This is a genomic window from Mesorhizobium sp. WSM3860, from assembly GCF_002294995.1.
Lineage (GTDB): Bacteria > Pseudomonadota > Alphaproteobacteria > Rhizobiales > Rhizobiaceae > Mesorhizobium.
The window spans coordinates 188,357-211,256 of the sequence record NZ_NSGF01000001.1 but is presented as its reverse complement, the minus strand read 5'-3'; the positions used below and the strand labels follow the sequence as shown (position 1 = coordinate 211,256).

Annotated in this window: 23 protein-coding genes and 1 pseudogene; 16 read left to right on the top strand and 8 right to left on the bottom strand. The window is 65.1% G+C overall.

The genetic code is table 11. The features are described from left to right. Positions 1 to 49 precede the first annotated feature (49 nt). The 7 genes from CK220_RS01150 (at position 50) to CK220_RS01120 (ending at position 8,879) form a co-directional block, all read left to right on the top strand. On the top strand, positions 50 to 2,467 hold the full coding sequence (locus CK220_RS01150; protein WP_095810240.1) for a glucan 1,4-alpha-glucosidase: 2,418 nt from the start codon (positions 50 to 52) through the stop codon (positions 2,465 to 2,467). A gap of 31 nt (positions 2,468 to 2,498) precedes the next feature. After that, positions 2,499 to 3,506 (top strand): phosphogluconate dehydrogenase (NAD(+)-dependent, decarboxylating), encoded by a 1,008-nt coding sequence (gene gnd, locus CK220_RS01145; RefSeq protein ID WP_095809805.1) that lies wholly within the window; start codon positions 2,499 to 2,501, stop codon positions 3,504 to 3,506. Between the two features lie 16 nt (positions 3,507 to 3,522). Further along, a complete protein-coding gene (zwf, locus tag CK220_RS01140; protein ID WP_095809804.1) occupies positions 3,523 to 4,899 on the top strand; it encodes a glucose-6-phosphate dehydrogenase in 1,377 nt (458 codons plus the stop codon). Between the two features lie 16 nt (positions 4,900 to 4,915). Further along, positions 4,916 to 5,620, top strand: coding sequence for an ROK family protein (locus CK220_RS01135; protein ID WP_095809803.1), 705 nt, complete (start codon positions 4,916 to 4,918; stop codon positions 5,618 to 5,620). Between the two features lie 190 nt (positions 5,621 to 5,810). Then, positions 5,811 to 6,275 carry a MucR family transcriptional regulator gene (locus tag CK220_RS01130; RefSeq protein ID WP_095809802.1) on the top strand — a complete coding sequence of 155 codons (465 nt, stop codon included), beginning with the start codon at positions 5,811 to 5,813 and terminating at the stop codon, positions 6,273 to 6,275. A gap of 108 nt (positions 6,276 to 6,383) precedes the next feature. Further along, the gene (locus tag CK220_RS01125; RefSeq protein ID WP_095809801.1) at positions 6,384 to 7,484 is read left to right on the top strand and encodes a pyridoxal phosphate-dependent aminotransferase; all 1,101 of its coding nucleotides are present in this window, start codon (positions 6,384 to 6,386) and stop codon (positions 7,482 to 7,484) included. Between the two features lie 156 nt (positions 7,485 to 7,640). Continuing rightward, the gene (locus CK220_RS01120; protein WP_095809800.1) at positions 7,641 to 8,879 is read left to right on the top strand and encodes an MFS transporter; all 1,239 of its coding nucleotides are present in this window, start codon (positions 7,641 to 7,643) and stop codon (positions 8,877 to 8,879) included. A 150-nt stretch (positions 8,880 to 9,029) separates the two neighbouring features. Here the strand turns inward: CK220_RS01120 and CK220_RS01115 are convergent, their stop codons facing one another. The 6 genes from CK220_RS01115 to hemC all read right to left on the bottom strand — a co-directional run bounded on the left by CK220_RS01115 (position 9,030) and on the right by hemC (position 15,075). Continuing rightward, entirely contained in the window at positions 9,030 to 9,746 is a 717-nt protein-coding gene (locus CK220_RS01115; RefSeq protein WP_095809799.1) for a glutamine amidotransferase, read from the bottom strand. An 18-nt stretch (positions 9,747 to 9,764) separates the two neighbouring features. Next, entirely contained in the window at positions 9,765 to 10,244 is a 480-nt protein-coding gene (locus CK220_RS01110) for a TerB family tellurite resistance protein (RefSeq protein WP_095810239.1), read from the bottom strand. A gap of 32 nt (positions 10,245 to 10,276) precedes the next feature. After that, entirely contained in the window at positions 10,277 to 11,848 is a 1,572-nt protein-coding gene (locus CK220_RS01105; RefSeq protein ID WP_095809798.1) for a heme biosynthesis protein HemY, read from the bottom strand. Positions 11,849 to 11,858: 10 nt separating this feature from the next. Further along, positions 11,859 to 13,328: a mitofilin family membrane protein gene (locus CK220_RS01100; RefSeq protein ID WP_095809797.1), complete on the bottom strand. Its 1,470-nt coding sequence runs from the start codon at positions 13,326 to 13,328 to the stop codon at positions 11,859 to 11,861. Positions 13,329 to 13,433: 105 nt separating this feature from the next. Further along, positions 13,434 to 14,147 carry a uroporphyrinogen-III synthase gene (locus tag CK220_RS01095; RefSeq protein WP_095809796.1) on the bottom strand — a complete coding sequence of 238 codons (714 nt, stop codon included), beginning with the start codon at positions 14,145 to 14,147 and terminating at the stop codon, positions 13,434 to 13,436. A 1-nt stretch (position 14,148) separates the two neighbouring features. After that, positions 14,149 to 15,075 (bottom strand): hydroxymethylbilane synthase, encoded by a 927-nt coding sequence (gene hemC / locus CK220_RS01090; RefSeq protein ID WP_095809795.1) that lies wholly within the window; start codon positions 15,073 to 15,075, stop codon positions 14,149 to 14,151. A 230-nt stretch (positions 15,076 to 15,305) separates the two neighbouring features. Between hemC and tsaD the strand changes: the two genes are divergently transcribed. The 6 genes from tsaD (at position 15,306) to CK220_RS01060 (ending at position 19,406) form a co-directional block, all read left to right on the top strand. After that, positions 15,306 to 16,391 (top strand): tRNA (adenosine(37)-N6)-threonylcarbamoyltransferase complex transferase subunit TsaD, encoded by a 1,086-nt coding sequence (tsaD, locus tag CK220_RS01085; RefSeq protein ID WP_176478975.1) that lies wholly within the window; start codon positions 15,306 to 15,308, stop codon positions 16,389 to 16,391. Next, positions 16,388 to 17,413: an NAD(P)H-dependent glycerol-3-phosphate dehydrogenase gene (locus CK220_RS01080; RefSeq protein ID WP_095809793.1), complete on the top strand. Its 1,026-nt coding sequence runs from the start codon at positions 16,388 to 16,390 to the stop codon at positions 17,411 to 17,413. The genes tsaD and CK220_RS01080 overlap by 4 nt, the downstream gene beginning before the upstream one ends. A gap of 18 nt (positions 17,414 to 17,431) precedes the next feature. Continuing rightward, positions 17,432 to 17,728: a YciI-like protein gene (locus CK220_RS01075; protein WP_095809792.1), complete on the top strand. Its 297-nt coding sequence runs from the start codon at positions 17,432 to 17,434 to the stop codon at positions 17,726 to 17,728. A 108-nt stretch (positions 17,729 to 17,836) separates the two neighbouring features. After that, positions 17,837 to 18,262, top strand: a complete 426-nt coding sequence (locus CK220_RS01070; protein WP_095809791.1) for an EVE domain-containing protein — start codon at positions 17,837 to 17,839, stop codon at positions 18,260 to 18,262. After that, complete coding sequence (locus CK220_RS01065) at positions 18,259 to 18,930, top strand: methyltransferase (protein ID WP_095809790.1); 672 nt, start codon at positions 18,259 to 18,261, stop codon at positions 18,928 to 18,930. The genes CK220_RS01070 and CK220_RS01065 overlap by 4 nt, the downstream gene beginning before the upstream one ends. Positions 18,931 to 18,980: 50 nt before the next feature. Continuing rightward, positions 18,981 to 19,406: a DUF1761 domain-containing protein gene (locus CK220_RS01060; protein WP_095809789.1), complete on the top strand. Its 426-nt coding sequence runs from the start codon at positions 18,981 to 18,983 to the stop codon at positions 19,404 to 19,406. Between the two features lie 71 nt (positions 19,407 to 19,477). On the opposite strand, the pseudogene gcvA reads toward CK220_RS01060, so the two are convergent. Beyond that, positions 19,478 to 20,405: pseudogene (gene gcvA / locus CK220_RS01055) on the bottom strand (transcriptional regulator GcvA). Between the two features lie 130 nt (positions 20,406 to 20,535). Here gcvA and CK220_RS01050 point away from each other — a divergent pair. Next, positions 20,536 to 20,793 (top strand): hypothetical protein, encoded by a 258-nt coding sequence (locus CK220_RS01050; RefSeq protein ID WP_095809788.1) that lies wholly within the window; start codon positions 20,536 to 20,538, stop codon positions 20,791 to 20,793. 87 nt (positions 20,794 to 20,880) lie between these two features. Here CK220_RS01050 and CK220_RS01045 read toward each other — a convergent pair whose 3' ends face one another. Next, the gene (locus CK220_RS01045) at positions 20,881 to 21,414 is read right to left on the bottom strand and encodes a L,D-transpeptidase (protein ID WP_245428894.1); all 534 of its coding nucleotides are present in this window, start codon (positions 21,412 to 21,414) and stop codon (positions 20,881 to 20,883) included. Positions 21,415 to 21,560: 146 nt separating this feature from the next. Between CK220_RS01045 and CK220_RS01040 the strand changes: the two genes are divergently transcribed. Both CK220_RS01040 and CK220_RS01035 read left to right on the top strand, forming a co-directional pair. After that, entirely contained in the window at positions 21,561 to 22,244 is a 684-nt protein-coding gene (locus CK220_RS01040) for a response regulator transcription factor (RefSeq protein ID WP_095809786.1), read from the top strand. Positions 22,245 to 22,428: 184 nt separating this feature from the next. Beyond that, positions 22,429 to 22,887, top strand: coding sequence for a cyclic nucleotide-binding domain-containing protein (locus CK220_RS01035; protein WP_095809785.1), 459 nt, complete (start codon positions 22,429 to 22,431; stop codon positions 22,885 to 22,887). The last annotated feature ends 13 nt before the right edge of the window (positions 22,888 to 22,900 follow it).

The window sequence follows — 22,900 nt, the reverse complement described above, 5'->3', positions numbered from 1 at the left end:
TGAAAAGCCGCCGGCTCCTGGTCTAGGAACGATGCCAGGAGGCCAATTGATGGCAGTGACGCCGACCGTTGCTCAGGGCGCCCCGGGAATTCCCGCGCGCTGGACATCAAGCGCCAAGAGCGGCGTCGGCACCGCGCTTTCAGCGAAAAGCCCGCTCTGGTTCACCATCAGTCACGGCATATTGAACGAGGTCTATTATCCGCGCCTCGACAGCGCCTGCACGCGCGACATGGGGCTGATCATAACCGGTCCCGATGGCTATTTCTCGGAAGAGAAACGCGATGCCGCCCACCTTATCGAGCCATTCGAAGCCGGCGTGCCCGGCTACCGACTTGTCAACACGGCGGTCACGGGCTCCTATCGGATTGAAAAGCGCATCGTTACGGATCCGAAACACCCCGTTCTGCTGCAGGAAATCACATTCGCGGCGCTCAAAGGCTCGGCCTCGGACTACCAGGTCTACGCGCTGCTCGCGCCGCATCTCGTCAATCGCGGCATGGGCGACACCGCCTGGGTCGGCGAGCACAAGGGGCAGCGTATCCTCTTTGCGTCAGGCCGCGGCGTCTCGGTGGCGCTTGCCGCCTCGCTGCCCTGGGGCGCCTGCTCGGCCGGCTATGTCGGTTTCTCGGACGGCTGGCAGCAGCTGCGGAAAGGCGGCGCGCTCGATCCTGCCTTTGAGCGCGCGGAGGATGGCAATGTGGCGCTGACCGGCGAGATCGGCTTCTCGCCAGGCAAGGGTACCGCATTGCTGGCGCTCGGCTTCGGCGCCTGGCCGGAGGAGGCGGCAGAGGTCGCGCTGGCCAGCCTGAAGGACGGTTTCGATGCGGCCGCCGAAACCTATGCCGCCAACTGGCGGAAATTTCAGTCCGGCCTGGAGAAGCTCGACAGGCAAGCCGCCTCTGGCCGGAACACCTACCGCGTCAGTACCGCGGTGCTTGCCTCGCATCTGTCGATCGCCAGGCCTGGAGCCGCAGTCGCCAGTCTCTCGATCCCATGGGGCTTCAGCAAGGGCGACGACGATCTCGGCGGCTACCATCTGGTCTGGCCGCGCGACCTGGCCGAAACGGCGGGCGGCTTCCTTGCAGCCGGCGACGCCAGACAGGCGCTCGATATCCTCACCTATCTCAGCTCGATCCAACAGCCGGACGGTCATTGGCCGCAAAACTGCTGGTCGAGCGGCACGCCCTACTGGTCTGGCATCCAGATGGACGAATGCGCCTTTCCGCTGCTGCTTGCCGACACGCTCCGCCGCGCCGGCCATCTGCCGCGCGCGAAGCTCGACGATTTCCTGCCCATGATCGAAAGCGCGGCTTCCTATGTGGTGCGCAACGGCCCGGTCACCGCCGAGGACCGCTGGGAAGAGGATGCCGGCTACAGCCCGTTCACGCTGGCCGTCGAGATCGCGGCGCTGCTTGCGGCGGCTGACATGCTGGATGCTTGCGACAAAAAAGAGCCGGCAAACTATCTGCGGGAGACCGCCGATTGCTGTAACGACCAGATCGAGCGCTGGACCTATGTCACCGGCACCGAACTCTGCGCCAGGGAGGGCATCGACGGCTACTATGTCCGCATCGCACCGCCCGACGGTGGCGGCGCAGCTTCTCCGAAGGACGGTTTCGTGCCGATCAAGAATCGGCCGCCCGGCGATAGCCATCGGCCGGCCGAGGCCATCATAAGTCCCGACGCGCTGGCGCTGGTCCGCTTCGGACTGAGAGCCGCCGACGATCCGCGCATCGTGAACACCATCAAAGCCATCGACGCGCTTTTGGGCTGCGACCTGCCGCAGGGTCCGCTCTGGTACCGATATAGCGGCGACGGGTATGGCGAGCATGAGGACGGCTCGCCTTTCGACGGCACCGGCCGGGGCCGGCCCTGGCCGCTGCTCGCCGGTGAGCGCGCGCATTACGAGCTGGCCGCCGGGCGACCCGGCAAAGCGGCGGAACTGCTCGAAACGTTCGAGCGTTCGGCCGGACCCGGCGGCCTGCTGCCGGAACAGGTCTGGGACAGACCCGACCTGCCGGAGCACGAATTGCGGCTCGGCGCGCCATCGGGCAGCGCCATGCCGCTGGTCTGGGCGCATGCCGAGCATATCAAGCTGTTGCGCTCGCTGCGCGACGGCACGGTTTTCGACATGCCGCCGCAAGGCCTCGAGCGCTACATCAAGCGCAAAACCGTATCGCCGTTCAGGACATGGCGCTTCAACAACAAGATCCGCTCTCTTCCCGCCGGCAAGCTCCTGCGCGTGGAACTTGCGGCGCGCGGGGTGGTTCACTGGAGTAGCGACAAGTGGCTGACGATGCGCGACGACAACACGGTCGAGAACGCCTTCGGCGTTCACCTGGTTGACCTGGATGTCGCCGACCTGCAGCCGGGATCGGCGGTCGTCTTCACATTTTTCTGGCCCGAAGCTAGCCGTTGGGAGAATGTCGACTTCACCGTCGGCATCGATCCTTCGGATAGCCAGTAAGGTTCTTTCCTCAAGCTATTAGGATAACACCATGCAGATCGGAATGATGGGACTGGGCAGGATGGGCGCCAACATGGTGCGTCGCCTGATGCGCGACGGCCACGAATGCGTCGTCTACGACATCAATTCGGCAAGCGTCGCCGGCATGGTCAAGGACGGTGCCATCGGCGCCGCCTCGCTGGAGGAGTTCGTCGCCAAGCTCGCCAAGCCGCGCTGTGCCTGGCTGATGCTGCCGGCGGCGATCACCGGCAGGATCGTCGACCAGGTGGCGGCTCTGATGGAGCCGGGCGATATCATAATCGACGGCGGCAATTCCTATTATCACGACGCCGTCGACCAGGCGGCGAAGCTGGCGACCAAGGGCATCAATTTCATCGATGTCGGCACCAGCGGCGGCGTCTGGGGGCTGGAGCGCGGCTACTGCCTGATGATCGGCGGCCCCGACGACGCCGTGAAGCACCTGGATTCGGTCTTCGCCACGCTGGCGCCGGGTGCCGACCCAGGCTCCAGTCCGTCGAAGGACGCCGGAACCGCGCCTTACGGCTATCTGCACTGCGGGCCGAGCGGCGCCGGCCATTTCGTCAAAATGGTTCATAACGGCATCGAATACGGCGTCATGGCCGCTTACGCCGAGGGCATCAACATCCTGAAATCCGCCAATGCCGGCAAGCGCGCCCGCACGGCGGACGCCGAAACCAGCCCGCTCGAAAGCCCGCAATACTACCAGTTCGACATCGACCTGCCCGCCGTGGCCGAGGTCTGGCGGCACGGCAGCGTCATCGGCTCCTGGCTGCTCGATCTCACCGCCGGCGCGCTGAAGAACGATCCGTCGCTCGCCCAGTTCGGCGGCCGCGTCTCCGATTCCGGCGAAGGCCGCTGGACCTTGAAGGCCGCGATCGACACCGGCGTTCCGGCGCCGGTGCTCTCCTCGGCGCTGTTCGACCGCTTCTCCTCGCAAGGCGAATCCGCCTTCGCCGATAAGCTCTTGTCCGCCATGCGCTACGCTTTCGGCGGCCATGTCGAAAAGCCGAAGGCGTGAGAGCGGGAGCGACGGGATGAGCCAGGAGAGGTCCGACACGCTGGTGCTTTTCGGAGCGACCGGCGACCTTGCGCACAAGAAGATATTTCCGGCGCTCTATCACATGGTCTCCAAGGGGGCGCTGAGCGAGCCGGTGATCGGCGTCGCCTTCGATCCTTGGGATCTCGCGAAGCTGGTGGACCGTGCCCGCGACGGCATCGTCAATACGCTGGGCGCCGTCGACGACAAGGTGTTCGCCAAGCTCGCCTCGCTGCTGCGCTATGTCAGCGGCGACTATCGCGACCCGGCGACATTCGAGAAATTGAAGGCGGCGCTCGGCTCGGCGCAGCGGCCGCTGCATTACATGGCAGTGCCGCCCACGATGTTCGAAACCGTCGTCCAGGGCCTCGAGCAATCCGGCACCGCGCGGGGCGCCAGATTGATGGTCGAAAAGCCTTTCGGCCACGATTTGCAGTCGGCCCGCTGGCTGAACCGGGTGTTGCACCTGGTGTTCGACGAACAGTCGATCTTCCGCATCGACCATTATCTCGGCAAGGAAGCGATCCAGAACCTGCTCTATTTCCGTTTCGCCAACGCCTTCCTCGAGCCGATCTGGAACCGCAACTTCGTCGAGAGCGTGCAGATAACCATGGCCGAGGATTTCGGCATCGAAGGCCGCGGTAAATTCTATGACGATGTCGGCTGCATCCGCGACGTCATCGAGAACCACCTGCTCAACATCCTGTTGCTTTTAGCCATGGAGCCGCCGGTCGGCCGCTCTGCCGACGATTTGATCGACGAGAAGGTGCAGGTGCTGCGCGCCATCCGCACCTTGACCAAGGACGATGTCGTGCGCGGCCAGTTCGACGGCTATCTGGCCGAGCCGGGCGTGCGGCCGAACTCGCCGGTCGAGACCTTCGCCGCGGTGCGCTTCTTCGTCGACACTTGGCGCTGGCAGGACGTGCCCTTCTTCATCCGCGCCGGCAAGAACATGCCGGTGCATGCGACAGAAGTGATCGTGCGGCTGAAGCGTCCGCCGCTCGACGTCTTCGATCCGATCAAGCCGGGCGACGCCAACTATGTCCGTTTCCGTATCGATCCGCAGGTGGCGATCTCGATCGGCGCCCAGCGCAAGGTAGCCGGCGACGACATGATCGGCGAACAGGTGGAATTGACCGCGCTCGACGACACCAAGGGCGACATGCCGCCCTATGAGCGGCTGATCGGCGACGCCATGAACGGCAACGGCCAGCTCTTCACGCGCCAGGACGCGGCGGAGCTTGCGTGGCGGATCGTCGGACCGGTGCTTGGCGACACCACGCCGCCTCCGATTTACGCGCCGAAGACCTGGGGGCCCGCCGACGCCATGAACGGCTTCGGCCCGCCCAATGGCTGGATCAATCCGACGAAATAGCTTCTCGGGGGATGGGATGGCGAAAGCAACAGAACGGGCTCCGACGAAGGACGGGCAGGTCGTCCTCACCATAGACGTCGGCGGATCGCGTGTGAAAATTCTCACCAGCGCCGGCGGCGAGATGCGCCGCACCGAGTCCGGGCCGGGCCTGACACCTGAGCAGATGGTGGCTTCGGTGAAGAAGCTGGCCGAGGGCCTGGATTACGACGTCATTTCGATGGGCTATCCGGGCCCGGTCAGGGACAACAAGCCTTCGCTCGATCCCTTCAATCTCGGCAAGGGCTGGAACGGCTATGATTTCGCCGCCGCCTTCGGCAAGCCGGTCAAGGTCGTCAACGACGCGCTGCTGCAGGCAATCGGCAGCTATGACGGCGGCCGTATGCTGTTCCTCGGCCTCGGCACCGGCTTGGGCGCCGCCATGATCCTCGACAATGTCGGGCAGCCGATGGAGCTTGCTCATCTTCCTTACAAGAAGGGCGGCAGCTTTGAGGACTATGTCGGCGAGCGCGGCCTGGAAAAGCATGGCAAGAAAAAATGGCGCAGGTACGTTTTCGATGTCGTCAACCGGCTTCGCGCCGCCTTGCAGCCTGACTATGTGGTCATCGGCGGCGGCAATGTCGACAAGCTCGATGAATTGCCTGAAAAATCCAGGCGCGGCGACAACACACGCGCCTTCGAAGGCGGATTTCGACTGTGGCGCGACAAGGCGCTGATCGTCTGATATTTTTACTTTTCAGTATAGTTGTTCAAAATAACGTGTAGTCGCACGACCTGTCGTTGCGCCGCGCAGATTTGCCGACTAGGAATCCGCCGGCCTGCCGCACATGCGCCTGCCTTGGCGCGCCAAGGGCGCGGCAGCGCGCTGATTTTACATCCCGATTTGCAGCCGTGCGGCATAGAGGAGGAATGACGTGGACGAGGACACCAATACAGCCAAGGAAGATGTCGACCTGCTCGAGCTCACCGCCCACATCGTGTCGGCCTATGTCGCCAAGAACCGGCTGCCTGCTTCGGGCCTGGGCGAGCTCATCGCCAGTGTCGCCTCCTCGATCGGCGGGCTGAACCAGCCGCCGACCCCGCCGGCACCGCCGCCCGTTCCTGCCGTCAATCCCCGGCGCTCGGTGACGCCGGACTACATCATCTGCCTCGAGGACGGGAAGAAGTTCAAATCGCTGAAGCGTCATATCGGCGTGCATTTCGGGCTGAGCCCGGAGGCCTACCGGACCAAATGGGGCCTGCCGGCAGACTACCCGATGGTTGCGCCCAATTACGCGGCGTCGCGCTCCGAGCTCGCCAAGTCGATCGGCCTCGGTCGCAAGGCGGAAGCCGAGCCGGCGAAGCCCGCCAAGGCCCGGAAGGCCAAGGCCCCCGCCTAAACGATATCGGCCCTGTGCCAATGATTTGAAGAAGCCTGCCAAGGAATCCGCCTTGGCAGGCTTCCTGCTTTTATGGCTTGGATACGCCGGATTACTTCGGGAGCTGCCATGAACTACGCAAGGATGGTGATCGAGAAGGAAGCGCCGGAGGAATACGGCTACGATCGCATCCGCTTCAATCTCTCCGAAAGCTCGATCGCCGACCAGAAGCTTTCCGACATCGGCCTGTCGCTGCCCGACCTCACTTTGTTCTACGGCGAGCATCGCGGCGACAAGGAATTGCGCGCGCTGATCGCCGGGCAGGACAAAGGGCTTTCCGCGGACGACGTGCTGGTGACCGCCGGCGCTGCCGGCGCCTTGTTTATCATCGCCAGCTCGCTGCTTTCAGCCGATGACCATCTCGTCGTCGTGCGGCCGAACTATGCCACCAACATCGAGACGCCCAAGGCAATCGGCTGCGCCATCAGCTATGTCGATCTCGATTTCGACGAGGGCTTCGCCGTCGATGTCGCGCGCGTCGCGGCGGCTGTGCAGCCGAACACCAGGCTGATCAGCGTCACCTGCCCGCACAACCCGACCGGCACGATGATGACCCGCGCCGATCTCGATGCGCTGGTCGCCCTTGCGGAAAGTCGCCGCTGCCGGCTTCTGGTTGACGAGACCTATCGCGATCTCTCCTATGGCGAGCGCCTCCCCTCCGCGGCATCGCTCAGTCCACGCGCGATCAGCGTCTGTTCCCTGTCAAAAGCATTTGGCATTCCGGGCATCCGGATCGGCTGGCTGGTCAGCAAGGACAAGGGTCTGCAAGAGACGTTCCTCGCCGCCAAGGAGCAGATCGGCATCTGCGGCAGCGTCATCGACGAGGCGATCGCACGCTCCATGCTCGAGCGCCGCGATACTTTCCTTGCATCGTTGCTGCCGCAGATGGCCAAGCGTCGCGATATCGTCCAGGCCTGGATCGACGGCGAGCCGCTGGTCGACTGGGTGCGGCCGCAGGGCGGTGTGGTCGGCTTCCTGCGGCTGAATGTCGATGCGGGTTTCGACCTCGACCGATTCTACGCGCGGCTCCTGGAAGAGCACGGCACTTATGTCGGTCCCGGCCATTGGTTTGAAATGCCGAAGCGATTCTTCCGCGTCGGCTTCGGCTGGCCTAACGAGGCGGGATTGCGCGGCGGGTTGCAAGCGATCTCTGCCGCGCTGAGAGGCTGATCCTCTTTCCACCGCGAACGATAAATCCGAAGTTCCTTCGTCCGGCGCCGATTTTTTGCGCGCGCGACGAGGCGAACTGGGCTAAGGGTCTCCGGCCGGACCAGCGCCCACCGTGGAAGTGCCCCGCCGGCCGATGTCACAACGGGGCCTTGAACCATGTCTGTCGAATCAACGTCACCCGACCAGCGTTACGCCGCCTTCCGGCACCGCCCGTTCCTCAGCTACTGGACGGCGCGGTTCCTCACCACTTTCGCAACCATGATCGTCTCGGTCGCGGTCGGGTGGCAGGTCTATGACCTGACGCGCAACCCCTTCGACCTCGGCATCGTCGGCATCGTCCAGTTCCTGCCGTCGCTGCTGTTGGTGCTGGTCACTGGCGTGGTCGCCGACCGCTTCGGCCGCCGGCTGATCATGACGCTGTCGTCGCTGGTCGAGGCGGCATGCGCGCTCGCCCTTCTGTTCCTGACGCTGCGCGGCCTGACCGACGCGCTGCCGATCTTCGCCGTGCTTGCCCTGTTCGGCGTCGCGCGCGCATTCTACGGGCCTGCCTCCTCCTCGCTCTTCGCCAATCTCGTGCCGCAGGAGGATTTTGCCAACGCCATCGCCTGGAATTCGTCCGCATGGCAGACGGCGACCATCGTCGGCCCGGTCGCCGGCGGCCTGCTCTACGGCCTTTCGGCGGAGATCGCCTACGCCACTGCGGCGATCCTGATGCTTGTCGCCGCGCTGCTCGTCTTCACCATCCCCAAGCCCGCGCAGCAGACGGCTACCGACAAGCCGACGATGCAGACCCTGTTTGCCGGCTTTCGTTACATCTGGGGCGAGAAGATCGTGCTCGGCGCGATCTCGCTCGACCTGTTCGCCGTGCTCCTCTCCGGCGCCTCGGCGCTGCTGCCTGTCTATGCCCGCGACATCCTCGAACTCGGGCCCTGGGGTCTCGGCCTGCTGCGTTCGGCGCCCGGCATCGGCGCCATCGCCGTGGCGGTCTGGCTCGCCGGCCATCCGATCCGCGACCATGCCGGCAAGATCATGCTCGGTTTCGTCGCCTTGTTCGGCGCCTTCACCGTGCTGTTCGGCGTCTCCACCATCACCTGGCTGTCGATCGCGGCGCTCGCCATGCTCGGCGCCACCGACATGTTCAGCGTCTATATCCGCGAGACGCTGATCCAGCTCTGGACGCCCGACGAGGTGCGCGGCCGCGTCAACGCCGTCAACCAGGTCTTTGTCGGCGCCTCCAACGAAGTCGGCGAGTTCCGCGCCGGCACCATGGCCGCACTGATCGGCACCGTGCCGGCGGTGGTGATCGGCGGCATCGGCGCGATCGCCGTTGCGGGGCTATGGGCCTGGCTGTTCCCGGCGCTGCGGCAGGTGCGGCATTTGAACAGCCGCAACTAGCTCTCGGCGCAGGAATCTTCGTCACGGAGACCCTGGAATGAAGAGGTTGAGAGGCTTCGGCTATTCCCCAGGGTTTGCGCTGTCTCGAAACCTTAATCGCAATCCAGGAGAAGAGCGCAGCGGTTTCCCTCTACAATGGCGGCAAAAAACTCACCCTACGGCCGGCTTGCCGAAGATCAGCTGCAAAAATTCGCCGAGCCAGCGCTTGAGGTGCATGTCCCAGATCAGCCGGCCGCCGAGATGATCGCGGCCGGGCTGCGCGCCGGGCAGTTCGAAGCGATGCGCGCCGCGCACCACCCAGCGCTGCATCATCACCCTGGTCAGCTCGCCATGGAACTGGATGCCCCAAGCATTCTCGCCATAACGAAAAGCCTGGTTGGGATAGGTATCGGCGGTCGCAAGCAGCGTCGCGTCCTTCGGCAGCGAAAAGCCCTCGCGGTGGAACTGGTAGACCATCTCCGGCCAGTGCAGCAGTTTCTTGCCGGCCTCGGTCGGCTTCAGCGGATACCAGCCGATCTCGACCAGTCCTTCGCCATGGCCCTCGACCCTGCCGCCGAGATGCCTGGCGAGCATCTGCGCGCCGAGGCAGATCCCGAGAAAGGGCCGGTTCTCCTTGAGCGGGATTTCGAGCCAGTCGGTCTCACGGCGGACGAACTCGTCCTGGTCGTTGGCGCTCATCGGCCCGCCGAAGATCACCGCCCCGGCGTGGCCGTCCAAAGTGCAGGGCAGCTCTTCGCCAAGCGGCGGCCGGCGAATGTCGAGATCGAAACCTTCTTCCAGAAGCATATGGCCGACGCGGCCGGGGCTCGAAGTCTCCTGATGCAGCACGATCAGGATTTTTGGTCTCGGCCTGGGTCTGGGTGGCATGGAAGAAGAAAGGTCCAGCTATTCGTCGCTCGATGTGCCCCGCGCGCCCGGCGCCTCGGCCGCCGCCTTACGGCGCGCCTCGATCCGGTCGTGGCGCTCGACGCCGATCAGTTCGGCGACGCGCCAGACGGTGTTGTCCTCGAGCTCGTGCAGCTCGCCGTCGGCATAGACGATCTCCCACATCAGGCCGATGAAAGCCTTCCGCGCCTCGGCATCGAGATGGCGCTTGAGCACGCTGGTGAAGGCATAGAGGTCGATCGCCTCGTTATCGGCACGCTCGCCGGCGGCGGCCAGCGCGTCGAGCTCGTCGCCGCTGATCGAATAAGTCTCGGCCAGGATCTCCTTGAAGCGCTCCCACTCGACATCCTGGCGCACGCCGTCGGCGTTCATCACGTGGTAGAGCAGCGCCGAGGCCGCGACGCGCGGATCGTCCGCGCTTGGCTTGCTCGCGCCCGCAGCAGGCAAATCCCTCAGGAAGGACAATACGCGTTCGAACATCGATGCTTTTTCCCTGTCCGCCAAGCCGAGCCTCAAAACAAACGAAACCGGCGCGGCGATTTTTCCGCCTCGTCTTCCGGCGTCACGCCGGGATCATCCGGCAAGCGCGGCAACTCCGGCGCCTGCTCGACCACTGTGTCGTCGGCAGCGGCGACCGCGCTTTCCCTCTCCACGCCGTTCGGCGCCTCGGCGGCCGGCTTCTCGGCCGAACTTTCGGGCTCAAGGTCGATCGCTCTCTCTTCAGCCTGCAAAGCGGGCGCCGATGCAGCGATCGCGGGAACCGCCTCCTCAACCTCGCTGTCGATCAGTTGCCCGAGCCGCTCCATCGGCGCGCGCCAGGTGAACGCGTCGAGTTTGCCGGTAATCGGCGATACCGGCGCCCAGCGCTCCGAGACGACACCGTCCGCCACCCAGGCCGGATCGCGCGGCGCGCGCACAGCCTTGGACAGCAGCTGCCGCACCTTGCCCTGGTCGCCGCTGTCGGCCTCCTCGATGTCGGCCAGCAACAGATAGGCGCCTTCGCGGCGATCCATGCGGATTGCGGACTCCGCCTCGCGTCTGGCGGTGGCGAAATCCTGCGCGTCGAGCGCGGCGCGCGCCACGGCCATCGACGATTCGGCATGGTTCTTCTTCAATTCCTGCAGCTTTTTCGCCCGGTTGAGGCGATCGAGCACGGCATCGCCCGGCCTCGCATGGATGTAAAGCTCGGCAATGTCCGGATGCGGCTCGGCTCGCCAAGCGGTCTCCAGTATCTTGGAACCCTTGCGCACATCGTTCTGCTTAATCAGCAGGTTGGCCGCGATCACCGCGGCCGGCGCGAAATCGGGCGCCAGCTTGTTGGCTTCGAGCGCCGCGGTCCGGGCAGCGTTCGGGTCGCTGTCGACCAGCGCCTGCGCCTTGGCGGTGAGCAGCACGGCGCGGCGGCGGTTGGCGGCATCGCGTTCGATTTGCCGGGTCGACTTCTGCGCCTCGACCAGCTTCAACGCGCCGTCCCAGTCGCCGCGCTCGGTCAGCTCCTCCAGGGTCGATTCCGCCGCCCAGGCAAGCTGCGGTGCCACAGCTGCGGCGCGGCCGGCATAGTGGCGCGCGGCGTTGCGGTCGCCCAGCCGTTCGGCTTCGAGATAGAGCCCGCGCAGGCCGAGCAGCCGCATCTCCGGATCGTCGAGCATGCGCTCGAATTTCTCCCGCGCGCCTTCATGGTCGCCTTCGAGCAGCGAGGCCTGCGCATCGAGCAGGTTGATCAGCGGCTCCTGGTCGGAGCTGATCAGCTTGGCTGCCTCCTTGGTCTTCTTGCGCGCCAGCGCGCCGTCGCCCGCTCCGGCCGCGATCATGCCCGTCGACAGCGCCTGGTAGCCACGGTCGCGACGGCGCACCCGGAAATAGCGCGAGATCGCATAGGGGCTGTTCCACAGCGACTTGATCAGCCACCAGACGATCATCACCGCGGCAACCACGGCGACGATCGCCACCGCCGCCACCATCAGCGTGACCTGATATTGATAGCCGTTGAAGGTGACGATCATCTCGCCCGGGCGGTCGGCCAGCCAAGCAAAGCCGAGCCCCAGCGCGAAGACGACGGCGAGGAAGACAAGGATGCGGATCATTTTACGGTCCTCACGCCTTGGTCGCGCCGGCAATCAGCGTTTCGATCTGCCTTTCGACCTCGAGCCGCGCCTTCAGTTTGCCGGCGAAATCGGCGCCGGCCGCCTTTGAAGCATCAGGCAGGGTATCGTATTCGGCGACAGCCTTGGCGTAGTCGCCCTGGTTGACTGCCACTTCAATGCGCGCGACCGTTTCCGGCACGCCCTTGCCTTCGACGGCGCCCACCGGCCGCACCTGCACCAACGATTTCGCACTCGACACCAGGCTTTGGAAGAAGCCGGCATTCCGGTCGACCGGCGTCGCCGCCTCGACCATGGCGTTGGCGGCGGCGTCGGCTTCGGAAGCGATGGTGGCTCGCGTGGGCACGCCTTTTTCCGCATAGCCGCGCAGAACATTAAGCTCGGGCGCGTTGGGGGCAATCGCCGCGAAGGTGTCGAGCTCGGTCGCGAAGGGCGCGCCGCGATCGAGCGCCGCCTTCAGCGCCGAAGCGGCAATTGCCAACGCGATCTTCGGCTGTGAGGCCTGCGCCTCGACCTTGCCCGAGAGCTGCGACACCGACTGCTCCAGCGTCGCGATCCGGCTGTCCGCCGCCTTTGCCGCGTCGCCGGCGGATTTGACCAGCGCGTCGAGCCCGGCAAGCTTCTCGTTGAGCGGCGCGAGATCGACCGGTGCAGCACTTCCGGCCTTCTGCAGGTCGGCAACCGACGTCTCGATCTGGCCGACCTTGTCGGTGAGCGCCTTGAGCGCGGCGCCGTCGCCGCTCTGTCCGGCCGAGGATTTCAGCGCCGCGATGTCCGACTTCACCTGGTCGAGCGCCGAGGACAGGCCGTCGACCTTGGCCGAAGCGCCGGTATCGCCCGTCTCCTTGAGCGCGGCGATTTGACTTCTCAGCGACGCGATCTCGCCAGTGACGCCGTCCGGCGAGATGCCGACCGAAGTCGGAGAGCCGAGCAGCCCTACCGCTTGCAGAAGACCGGCGCCGGCAAGCGCGACAACGCCGCCGATCACGCCGGCGGCAATCATGTTGACGCCTGAGCGCCTGGCGGCCGGGAAGTCGCGATCGTCGCTTCGGTTTTCGCTCGGCTTCGACGCCGAGGCGGCAGAACTGGTCTTGGCTGCCGACGCATCCTCGAAACTGTAGCCGAAGCTTTTCGGCTCGCTCCTCGGAGCCTCTTCGCTGCCCGGATAGGGTGCTTCCGTCCCATCCTTGTTGGTTCCAGGCTGGTCAGCTCCGCCCCGCGCCGCGTCGGCGTGTTCCCACGGCTCGATGTCGGCCTGTTCGGCATGGATCGGCTCTTCGGGAGCTTCCGGCTGCGAAGCAGCAGCCCCTTCCTCCGCCTTCGCCTCGTCGGTCCGTGCCGTATTGGTGTCGGTGTTGGCGGCATCCCCGTCGGTGATTCGCGAGACGGCGCCGGGTTCGAGCTCGATGGTCACCGGCTCGCGCCGGCTCTTCGAATGTCGCACCTTAGGCGTCTTGACCATGCTTGGGCTCCGCAAATTGGCTTGAGGATGGTTCAAAGGGTCTAGAGCTCAAGGATGCTCTACCACATCACCAAGCGGTGAAAAGGGGCGGTGTGATGACGCGGCTCAGCCCGGCAGCGACAAAAGCTTGAGCAGCGCGTCCTCGTCGGGTTGGGAGGCAATGCGAACCTTTTGCGCGTCAATCCCTCGCAATGCTTTGGCGATTCGAGCGGAAAGGGCCAAAAACCTCGCCCTTTCAAAGAGATGTCGTAGCGTTGGGCGCATGGCCAGGCCAGCCATCGCAGGCGCCGCCTTGGTCGAATAGAGCAGCACTGCCTCGACCGGCATGCCTGACAATCGGGCAACGACGGCGTCGTCGCGATAGTCCAATTCGCTGGTGTCGTAGGTCTCGACAGGCCGGACACGCACCCCGGCCACCGCCAGCCGTTCTTCGAACACCGGAAAGCGCACCCGGCCGCAAAGATAGATCATCTCCTTGCCCGTGAGTTCGCCAATTATCGCGCCGGCCAGTGCTTCGGCATCGCCTGGGCCTTCAGAGACGGACGTAAATCCAGCCGCACGGCAGGCTTCAGCCGTCCTTTTCCCGACCGCATGGCAAGTCAGGGCGGCAAGCGCGGCGACCAGTTCCTTGGGCGCGTGGCGCACTGCGTTGGCGCTGGTGACCGCGACCGCGGCAGCGGCGGCGAAGACGCCGGCCTCGACCGGCAGCGCCACCGTTTCCGTCAGCGGCAGCAGGATGGGCTGAAACCCCTGGGCTTCAAGGCGCCGGGCGGTGCGGGAGGCGCCCGGTTCCGGCCTCGTCACCAGGACGCGGACCATATCAGGCCCAGCCGTCGAAGAATTTTGCGCCGGCCTTGGCGCGCACTCTCCGCGCGGCTTCCGCGCCGATGTTCGCCGCGTCCCTGGCCGGGCCGTCCAGTTTGACCTCATGCGACTGGGTGCCGTCGGGCGAGATGATCAGCCCGGCAAAAGACAGGTTTTCGTCCGAAACGATCGCATGGCCAGCGATCGGCGTGCGGCAGGAGCCGTCGAGCGCTGCAAGAAAAGCGCGCTCGCAGGTCAGCGCCTGGCCGGTCGGCACGTCGTGAATGGCCGCCAGCATTTTTTCGACCGCGCCGTCGCCGATGCGGCTTTCGATGCCGATCGCGCCCTGCCCCGGCGCCGGCGGAAAGACATCCAGCGGCATCAGATCGGTGATGACGCTCTCCAGCCCGAGCCGCTTCAGCCCGGCATAGGCGAGGATGGTGCCTTCGGCCACGCCCTCATCCAGCTTGCGCAGTCTGGTCTGCACATTGCCGCGAAACATCACCACATTGAGATCCGGGCGCATCCGGCGGAGCAGCGCCTGGCGCCGGAGCGACGACGAGCCGACGGTCGCGCCATGCGGCAGATCGGCGATCCGCTTCGCGGCCTTGCCAATGAAGGCGTCGCGCGCATCCTCGCGCGGCAGGAAGGTGGAAAGCTCCAGCCCGTTGGGCAGCACCGTCGGCATGTCCTTCGAGGAATGCACGGCGATATCGATGCGGCGGTCGAGCAGCGCTTCCTCGATCTCCTTGGTGAACAGGCCCTTGCCGCCCGCTTCAGACAACGGCCGGTCCTGAATCCGGTCGCCGCTGGTCGAGATCGGCACCACTTCGAAGGCCTGCTCGGGAAGACCATGCGCCTGCATAAGCCGCACCCGCGTTTCATGCGCCTGGGCGAGCGCCAGCGGGCTGCCGCGTGTTCCGATTTTCAAGGTTGTTTGCATGGCGCGCGGTCCGTGATAACCCCCGAAGCGATTTCGAGGTCTGCCGAGATTTCAGGTCAGGCCGAGCCGAAAATGGCGGATTTCGAGAACCGGAGCGGAGCGTACTTTTCGGTACGTGAGCACTGGAAGCGCAGAAAACCGCCATTTGCAGGCCGGCATCACCTGAATATCGACAGACCTCCTATATAGGAAAGGTCGGAGACACAATCTTCGAGGACAGCGACGAATTGATCCGCGTTCTGGGCATTGAGACAAGCTGCGATGAGACGGCCGCCAGCGTGGTGGCGCTGGACGGCGGCTCCGCGCCCGAAATCCTCTCCAACGTGGTGCTCAGCCAGATCGAGGAGCACGCCGCCTTCGGCGGTGTCGTGCCCGAAATCGCCGCGCGCGCCCATGTAGAGGCGCTGGATGGGATCGTCGAGGCAGCGCTGACCGATTCGGCTGTGTCCCTCGACGAGGTCGACGCCGTCGCCGCGACTGCCGGGCCCGGGCTGGTCGGCGGGCTGATCGTTGGCCTGATGACCGCAAAGGCGATTGCCGCCGCCGCGAACAAGCCGCTGATCGCCATCAACCACCTCGAAGGTCACGCGCTGACCGCCCGGCTGACCGAGGGGCTCGACTTTCCCTATCTGCTCTTGCTGGTGTCCGGCGGCCATACCCAGATCGTCGCGGTGCGCGGGGTCGGCGACTACCAGCGCTGGGCAACGACCATCGACGATGCGCTGGGCGAAGCCTTCGACAAAACAGCCAAGATGCTTGGCCTGCCCTATCCGGGCGGGCCGAATGTCGAAAAGGCAGCGGTCGGCGGCGATGCGAGCCGCTTTGCCTTCCCGCGTCCGATGAAAGGCTCCGCGCAGCCGGATTTCTCCTTCTCCGGCCTGAAGACCGCTGTGCGCCAGGCGGCAACGGCAATCGCGCCGCTCAGCGACCAAGACGTCGCCGACATCTGCGCCTCCTTTCAGGCGGCGGTGGCCGATGCGCTGGGCGACCGTGTCGCGCGGGCGCTCGCCCGTTTCCGCAAGGAATTCCCCGACAAGGCAAAGCCGGCGCTGGTCGTCGCCGGCGGCGTCGCCGCCAACCGCACGATCAAGACGACATTGGAGGCACGCTGTTCCAAGGCCGGCTTCGCATTCGTCGCGCCGCCGCAAAAGCTTTGCACCGACAATGCCGCGATGATCGCCTGGGCCGGCATCGAGCGGCTGCGCGCCGGGATCGCCGACGAGAGCGCCGCCGACTTCGTGCCGCGCTCGCGCTGGCCGCTGGACAGTGTTTCCGCCCCCTTGGTCGGCTCGGGCCGTCGCGGGGCAAAGGCATGACTGACACGGTCACGAACGGCGCACAGGCCAAGGCGCCCAGCGGCTGGCGCGTCGCCGTGCTTGGCGGCGGCGCATGGGGCACGGCGCTGGCGCTCGCGATGCTGCGCGCCGGCCATTTTGTCCGCCTCTATGCCCGCGATCCCGAAACCGTCGCTGCGATCGACCGTGGCGAAAACCCGCGTTATCTGCCCGGCATCGCGATCGAGCCTGGCATCGTCGCCACCAGCGATATCGCTGCTGCGCTCGACGGTGCGAATTGCGTGCTGGCGGTGACGCCGGCGCAGTCGCTGCGCACGGTGCTGACCGCTGCTGCCGGCCATGTGCCGCCCGGCGCGCCGCTCGTCCTATGCGCCAAGGGCATCGAGCGCGGCACCGGGGCGCTGCTGTCCTCGATCGTCGAGGAAAACCTGCCGGACAATCCGGTCGCGGCACTTTCCGGTCCGAGCTTCGCCACCGACGTCGCGCGCGGCCTGCCGACGGCGGTGGTGGTTGCCGCCCGCGACGGAGAACTGGCGGCCGATCTCGCCGCCCGCTTCTCGGCCGAGAACCTGCGCTGCTATTCCAGCGACGATCTGATCGGCGTCGAGATCGGCGGCGCGCTGAAGAACGTCTTCGCCATTGCTGCCGGCGCCGTCACCGGAGCCAAGCTTGGCGCCAGCGCCCAGGCCGCAATGGTGACGCGCGGCTTCGTCGAGCTGCGCCGCATCGGCGCCGCCTTCGGCGCCAGGCCGGAAACGCTGATGGGGCTCTCCGGCCTCGGCGACCTGCTGCTCACCTGTTCCTCGGCGCAGTCGCGCAATTTCGCCTATGGCCTGGCGCTGGGCCAGGGCAAGCCGCTTGCCGGCCTGCCGCTCGCCGAAGGTGTGCCGACGGCCGGCATTGCCGCCCGCATCGCCGCCGAGCGCGGCATCGAAGCGCCGATCATTTCCGCTGTCGCCGCCATCCTCGATGGCAGGGTGACCATCGGCCAGGCCGTGACGGCGCTGATGACAAGGCCGCTCAAAACCGAAACCGACATCTGAATTCTCGGAGTTTGAAACATGCTGTTTGCGTTGATTTGCAAGGACAAGCCCGGCAGCTTGCAACTGCGCGCCGACACAAGGCCGGCGCATGCGGCGTTCCTGGAAGGCCTGATCAGCGAAGGAAGACTTGCCTTTGCCGGTCCCTTCCTCGACGCCGACGGCAAGCCCGACGGAAGCCTGGTGATGATCGAGGCGCCCGATATGGCTAGCGCGCAAGCCCTGGCGGCCGCCGACCCTTACGCGAAGGCCGGCCTGTTCGAAAGCGTCGAAATTCGTGCATGGAACTGGGTTTTCCAGAAGCCCGCCGGCGCGTGACCGCTCGCTTGTGCTCCCCTCTCCCCGCGAGAACGGGGAAAGGATAAGGGTAGCAAGAGCGCCGACGCGTCATCGTGGCGAACCGGCAATGGCAAGGGGACAACTGAGATGAACTACTGGCTGTTCAAGTCCGAACCGTCGGTCTTTTCCTTCGAGGCGCTGAAGGCGAAGGGCAAGGCCGGCACGCAGTGGGACGGCGTGCGCAACTACGCCGCGCGCAACAACATGAAAGCCATGCAGATCGGCGACCTCGGTTTCTTCTATCATTCCAATGAAGGCCTCGACATCGTCGGCATCGCCGAGGTCTGCGCGCTCGCCCACCCCGACACCACCACCGACGACCCGCGCTGGGAATGCGTCGACATCCGCGCCTGGAAGGACGTGCCGAAGCCGGTGACGTTGGAACAGGTCAAGGCCAATCCGAAACTGGCCGACATGGCGCTCGTTCGGCTTGGCCGGCTTTCCGTGCAGCCGGTGACGCCGGCAGAGTGGAAAGAGGTCTGCCGCATGGCCGGCCTCGACCCGGCGCCGTGATCAGGCTCACCCCGAAAAACGCGAAGACCTTCATCCTCGACAATACGGCGCTGATGGCGCCGCCGCATGTGCCGGAAGTGCTGCTGCACCTGGCCGACGAGGCGCACGACCTGTGGCTGCGCACCGAGGAGGAGCTGGCCGAGATCGGCCTGCCGCCGCCCTTCTGGGCTTTCGCCTGGGCCGGCGGCCAGGGCCTCGCCCGCTATGTGCTCGACCATCCGGCGGCGGTGCGGGGGAAACGCGTGCTCGACTTCGCCTCCGGCTCCGGCATGGTCGCCATCGCTGCCTTGAAGGCCGGCGCGGCTGAAGTGACCGCGGCCGATATCGATCCCTTTTGCGCGACGATTATCACCCTCAACCTGGAAGCCAATGGCGTAAAGGCCGAATTTCTCGACAGAGACTGCATCGGCACGGATGACGGCTGGGACGTCGTCCTCGCCGGCGACGTCTTCTACGACAAGCCTTTGGCGGACAGGCTGACGCCGTGGTTCACGAGCCTCAGGGCGCGCGGGGCCGACATCCTCGTCGGTGATCCCGGCCGCGCCTATCTGCCGAAGGCCGGCCTGCAATCGCTCGCCTCCTACCAGGTGCCCGTGACGCGCGTTCTGGAGGATGCCGAGGTCAAGCGCACGACCGTATGGCGATGGGCTTCGACCGCTTCGGCTTGACGCGGCCGGCGAACAGGGCTTCCATCGCTCATCTTTCGGGAGGGGATTCTATGGATTTCTCAACGGTGAACTGGCTGGCGGTGATCGTCGCCGCCGTCGCGGCCTGGCTGTTCGGCGCCGCCTGGTACATGGGCCTGAGCAAGCCCTGGCTGAAGGCGGCAAAGCTCGATCCGGCGACGATGAAGCGCTCGGCCGTTCCGTTCATCGTCAGTTTCGTCGCCGAGCTCGTCATGGCGCTGGTCATGACGCTGGTGGTCGGCGCGATGACCGGCGGCGAGCCCAACCCGCTCGCCGGCGTGATCTTCGGCTTTGTGCTCTGGTTTGGCTTCGTCGCCACCACGCTGTCGGTCAACCACCGCTATGAGGGCTTCGGCTGGGACCTCACGCTGATCGATGCCGGCCATTGGCTCGGCGTGCTGCTCATCATCGGCGCCGTGATCGGTTGGTTCGGCGCGCCGGCCGCGCCGGCAGGCTAGAGCATCCAGGAAAAGTGAAACGGTTTCCGTCCGAATTGCGCCAAACAAAGAGATAGAGCGGTCCGGAGCTGCTACCCCGCATCTGCGTCTTTCGTGACTTCGTCGAGAAGCCATTCGCGGAAGGCGACGATGCGCGCGTCGTCCTTCATCGCTTCCGGATAAACCAGGAAATAGGCGAATTCCGGCGCGACCTTGATGCCGAGCTCGAAGGGCCGGATCAGCCGCCCTTGCGAAAGGTCGTTGGCCACCATGGCGAAGTCGGCAAGCGCCACCGCATTGCCGTCGGAGCGCCGCCTGCGCGGCATCGGTCGAGGACCCGAAGACAAGGGTGCGGCTGTCGTCGAAATCTTCGACGCCTGCCGCGTGCATCCACATGCTCCAGTTCGGCCAAGTGACGCCCTGCCGGGACCATTCGATATGCGCAAGCGTATGGTGGAAGAGATCGCGCGGCTCCTTCAGCGGCGGGCCTGAGGCGAGCAGCGCCGGGCTGCAGACGGGGATGATGATGTTCTCGAACAGCCGGTGAGCGCAGAGCCCGGGATATTTGCCGGCGCCGAAACGAATGCCGATATCGACATCGTCCCGCTCAAAATCCCTGACTTCATAGGTAATATCGAAGCGCAACTCGACACCCGGCTTCTGCCGGCGGAAAACGTCGACGCGCCGCATCAGCCACTTGGTTGCGAACTGCGCGTCGAGCGTCACTTTCAGCAGCGCCGTGCCTCTCGTCATCTTGCGCGCGCGGGTAACGGCGCGGCCAAGCAGGTCGAGCGCATCGACCGAGGCTTCGAACAGAACGTTTCCCGCTTCGGTTAGCCGGATGGTGCGGCTGGTGCGCGTGAACAGCATGAGGTCGAGCTGATCCTCTATTTCCTTGATCTGGTGGCTGACCGCCGCCGGCGTCAGGCCAAGCTCGTCCGCGGCACGGGTGAAATTGAGGTGCCGGGCCGCCGCCTCGAACGTCCTCAACGCACGCGTTCCGGGCAGCAAGCGGGCCATCCGATCTCCAAATAAAACTTTATGATCAGACAAGAACTACTCGTTTCCCGTTTGTTTTTCAATCCGGCAAGATGGCTGCATCGATCAACCATCAAACCGGATTTGATATCCGGAGAACACGGATAGAGCCATGACCGAGATCGTCCTGAAATCTCACGCCGCCCAGAAATCCGACTCCGGCATCACGCTTTGGCTGCGTTCGGCATTCGATTGGCTGCGCCAAGCCCGGGTCGCCGCTCGGCTTTCCGACGAATCCGTCGAGAATCTCTCCGATCGCCAGTTGCGCGACATTGGCGCCGAGCGCAGGGACATCGCAAAGGCGATGGACCGGGAGTTTGGCCGGATCGGATTGCTGGATACGGGTTGGCAGCAGCCTGCGCGGCACTAAGGGAAGAAGGGAGTAGGGGAGTAGGAAGGTAGGGAATCTCGGTTCGGTGGACCTGCGTCCGGCGTGACATCCCCTACTCCCCTACTCCTACCTCACCACCTTCACCACCGTCCGGTCCGACAGCATCGGAAGCAGCCTCGCCATGGTGCGCGCCGTCACCGCGACGCAACCCTGCGTCGGCGTGAAGCCGGGGCGCGCCAGATGGAAGAAGATTGCGCTGCCGCGCCCGCGCCGGCGCGGCGCGATGTTCCAGTCCAGCACCAGGCACACATCATAGAGCTGGTCGGCGCGCCGCATCCGTTCATGGCTGGCGCCATAGGGGATCTTCACCGGCCGATTGTAGTTGCGGTCTTGCGGCACCTCGCACCAGCCGAGATCCGGGCCGATCGGCGCCATCGCCAGCCTCGTCCGGCGCCCGCCGGGAAACTGGTCGTTGCGGAAATAGCCTGACAATATCCGCATCGCAGCCAGCGGCGTCGCGCCGTCGCCCTCGCGCTTGCTGGCGGAAATGCCGCCGCGCCCGAGGGCGCAGGGAAACACCGTCTTGCCGGCTTGCAGAAATCCCTGCGCAGGGTTGCCGGGCCTCGCGCGCACAACCAGGACCTGCAGGCCTTTCGGCAAAAATGCGCCTGCCGCATTGCGCGCACGTTTTTTCTTGTATGATTGTCTCACGGAACAAATCACTGTGATCGACTGTTGCGCCGGTGAGCTTCCGCATAAATGGGGGGAGGTCAACTGAATATTCTTTTTAAAACAACGGATTGATCATGACATCACGCACCATTCTGATCGTTGACGACGACGACGACCTGCGAGCCACCCTCGTCGAGCAACTGGCGCTTTACGAGGAATTCGACGTCCAGCAGGAAGCCTCTGCCGCAAAAGGCGTTGCCGCGGCGCGCGGCGGCCTTGTCGATCTGCTCATCATGGACGTCGGCCTGCCCGACATGGACGGTCGCGAGGCGGTGAAAATCCTGCGCAAGGGCGGCTATAAGGCGCCGATCATCATGCTGACCGGCCACGACACCGATTCCGACACGATTCTGGGGCTCGAGGCCGGCGCCAACGACTACGTCACCAAGCCTTTCCGCTTCGCCGTGCTCTTGGCCCGCATCCGTGCGCAGTTGCGCCAGCACGAGCAGAGCGAGGACGCCACCTTCTCGGTCGGCCCCTACACCTTCAAGCCCAGCCAGAAGCTTTTGATCGATCCGCGCGGCGCCAAGGTGCGGCTGACCGAAAAGGAAGCCTCGATCATCAAATATCTCTATCGCGCCGACCAGAAGGTGGTAACGCGCGACGTGCTGCTGGAAGAAGTGTGGGGTTACAACTCCGGCGTCACCACCCACACGCTGGAAACCCATGTCTACCGGCTGCGCCAGAAGATTGAGCGCGATCCTTCCAATGCCGAAATTCTTGTGACAGAAAGCGGCGGCTACAAGCTGGTTCCTTAAACATTTCATGATCTAATGCGCGGTCGGGCGGGACTGCCTCGGGACGATCCTGGTGCTGGAGGGTGATGGATCGGCTCGCTGCACGCATCGCACGTTGCGTGATTGAAAGTTGGAGTGCGCGCTCCCGGAAGGAGGCGGCGCTCCAAAGGAGGGACTGGACTGACCGCTCGGGGACACAGCTAGCATGGCGCTGGATGACGACATCCGCATCCTGTCCGCCGTGAAGCTTTTTCAGGGCTTCACGCAGGAACAGTTGCGCCTGCTCGCCTTCGGCGCCGAGACCACTTTTCTGCAGGCCGACCACAAGCTCTACCGCGAGGATGACGTGGCCGACTCGGCCTATATCGTGGTCAGCGGGCGCATCGTGCTCTATCGCGAGCAGGGCAGCGGCGAACGCGTCCCGATGGGCACGGCAGGCCCCGGCGCCATGCTCAGCGAACTGGCCCTGATCGCCGACACCAACCGGCTGACCAGCGCCTCGGCCGCGGTCGATTCGGAAGTGATCCGCTTGAGCCGCAAGATGTTCCGCCGCATCCTGGAGGAGTATCCGGAGCTGGCGGTGCAACTGCACGAGCGCATCCTGGAGGAATTCCAGGAGATGATCGCCCGCATCGAGGAGCTGGCGCCGCGGTTTACGGAATAGACGCCCCCTAGGG

Bases quoted from the DNA above. Each gene is read 5' to 3' on its own strand.
- CK220_RS01150 (WP_095810240.1), top strand. From the start codon at position 50: ATGGCAGTGACGCCGACCGTTGCTCAGGGCGCCCCGGGAATTCCCGCG.
- gnd (WP_095809805.1), top strand. From the start codon at position 2,499: ATGCAGATCGGAATGATGGGACTGGGCAGGATGGGCGCCAACATGGTG.
- zwf (WP_095809804.1), top strand. From the start codon at position 3,523: ATGAGCCAGGAGAGGTCCGACACGCTGGTGCTTTTCGGAGCGACCGGC.
- CK220_RS01135 (WP_095809803.1), top strand. From the start codon at position 4,916: ATGGCGAAAGCAACAGAACGGGCTCCGACGAAGGACGGGCAGGTCGTC.
- CK220_RS01125 (WP_095809801.1), top strand. From the start codon at position 6,384: ATGAACTACGCAAGGATGGTGATCGAGAAGGAAGCGCCGGAGGAATAC.
- CK220_RS01120 (WP_095809800.1), top strand. From the start codon at position 7,641: ATGTCTGTCGAATCAACGTCACCCGACCAGCGTTACGCCGCCTTCCGG.
- CK220_RS01115 (WP_095809799.1), bottom strand. From the start codon at position 9,746: ATGCCACCCAGACCCAGGCCGAGACCAAAAATCCTGATCGTGCTGCAT.
- CK220_RS01110 (WP_095810239.1), bottom strand. From the start codon at position 10,244: ATGTTCGAACGCGTATTGTCCTTCCTGAGGGATTTGCCTGCTGCGGGC.
- CK220_RS01105 (WP_095809798.1), bottom strand. From the start codon at position 11,848: ATGATCCGCATCCTTGTCTTCCTCGCCGTCGTCTTCGCGCTGGGGCTC.
- CK220_RS01100 (WP_095809797.1), bottom strand. From the start codon at position 13,328: ATGGTCAAGACGCCTAAGGTGCGACATTCGAAGAGCCGGCGCGAGCCG.
- CK220_RS01095 (WP_095809796.1), bottom strand. From the start codon at position 14,147: ATGGTCCGCGTCCTGGTGACGAGGCCGGAACCGGGCGCCTCCCGCACC.
- hemC (WP_095809795.1), bottom strand. From the start codon at position 15,075: ATGCAAACAACCTTGAAAATCGGAACACGCGGCAGCCCGCTGGCGCTC.
- CK220_RS01080 (WP_095809793.1), top strand. From the start codon at position 16,388: ATGACTGACACGGTCACGAACGGCGCACAGGCCAAGGCGCCCAGCGGC.
- CK220_RS01075 (WP_095809792.1), top strand. From the start codon at position 17,432: ATGCTGTTTGCGTTGATTTGCAAGGACAAGCCCGGCAGCTTGCAACTG.
- CK220_RS01070 (WP_095809791.1), top strand. From the start codon at position 17,837: ATGAACTACTGGCTGTTCAAGTCCGAACCGTCGGTCTTTTCCTTCGAG.
- CK220_RS01060 (WP_095809789.1), top strand. From the start codon at position 18,981: ATGGATTTCTCAACGGTGAACTGGCTGGCGGTGATCGTCGCCGCCGTC.
- CK220_RS01050 (WP_095809788.1), top strand. From the start codon at position 20,536: ATGACCGAGATCGTCCTGAAATCTCACGCCGCCCAGAAATCCGACTCC.
- CK220_RS01040 (WP_095809786.1), top strand. From the start codon at position 21,561: ATGACATCACGCACCATTCTGATCGTTGACGACGACGACGACCTGCGA.
- CK220_RS01035 (WP_095809785.1), top strand. From the start codon at position 22,429: ATGGCGCTGGATGACGACATCCGCATCCTGTCCGCCGTGAAGCTTTTT.